At 67.9% G+C, this 1,351-nt stretch carries 1 protein-coding gene; it reads left to right on the top strand.

What is annotated here, in order from left to right; genetic code table 11:
* The coding region (locus tag G7A99_RS19865; RefSeq protein ID WP_205599948.1) for an ABC transporter substrate-binding protein at window positions 1–1,275 on the top strand (1,275 nt) is incomplete at its 5' end.
* Between the last annotated feature and the right edge of the window lie 76 nt (window positions 1,276–1,351).

The following is a 1,351-nucleotide window of genomic DNA, read 5'->3' as shown; positions in this document are numbered from 1 at the left end:
GCCGGCGTCTGCGCGCTCGGCATCGGCACGGCCGGCGCCGCCGACAAGCCCGAGCAGATCGACATCGGCATTTCCGCATTCCTCTCGGGGCCGGCCTCCGTGTTCGGTGAGCCCGCCCGTGCCGCCGCCGAGATCATGGCCGAGCGGATCAACGACAACGGCGGGATCCACGGCGTGCCGCTCAACCTGAGCTTCATCGACGAGGGGGCGGGCAGTGAGCACCTGCTCTCCGAGTACCGCCGGCTCGTGCAGAGCGAGGGCTACGACGTCATGTTCGCCTCGATCTCCAGCGGCAACTGCCTGAAGGTGGCGCCGCTCGCCGAGGACCTCGAAGTCGTCAACCTGATGTGGGACTGCGGCACCCAGCGGGTGTTCGAGGAGGGTGACTACAACTACGTTTTCCGCACGCAGGCGAACGCGACCCCCGAGATGCTGGCCTCGGTGCTGTACCTGCTGAAGACCCACCCCGACTTCGAGACCATCGCCGTGGTCAACCAGGACTACGCCTGGGGCCGTGACTCCTGGAAGATCTTCCGTACCGCCCTGCAGACCCTGAAGCCGGACGTCGAGGTGGTTGCCGAGTTCTTCCCCAAGTTCGGGACCCCGGACTTCTCCACCGAGATCACGCGGCTGCTGGCGATGCGCCCGGACGTGGTGCTCTCCACCTCCTGGGGTGGCGATCTCGACAACTTCGTGCGCCAGGCCAAGCAGCGCGGGCTCGACGAGCGCTCGACGCTGGTGCTGCCCCTCGCCGAGAGCTCGCTGGAGCGCCTGGGTGAGGACATGCCCACCGGGGCGATCGTCGGTGCCCGTGGCGACCACTACTATGCCCATCCCGGCTATGCCGACGACGAGAAGTTCAACGAGTTCGTGAGCAGCTTCCGCCAGAAGACCGGCAACGTGCCGATCTACTCCGCCTTCCACATGGTCCAGGCGTTCGACGCGCTTCAGGCCGCCTACGACCGCGCCATCGAGGCCAACGACGGCGAGTGGCCGGACACCGAGACCCTGGCCGACGCCTTCGAGGGTCTGAGCTTCCGCGGTGCGACCAGCGAGATCACCATCCGCCCGGCGGATCACCAGGGCCTGGAGGACCAGATGCTCGGCACTGCCAAGCAGGTGGAGGGCAAGGACATCGCCGAGCTCTGCGACATCACGGTCTTCCCTGCCGAGGCGATCACGACCCCGGCCGGCGAGGATTCCACCGAGTGGCTCAAGGGCCTGTCGGCGGACCTCCTGGACACCGACGTCACCACCTATCCGGGCTGCCACTAAGCCCGGCGGATCGACGACGGCCTGATCGCGGGGCGCTCCGGCGCCCCGCGGCCTGAAGCGGGAGGGGAACCGTGGA

This window comes from Arhodomonas sp. KWT, assembly GCF_010993615.1.
This window is presented reverse-complemented; position numbering and strand designations above follow the sequence as displayed.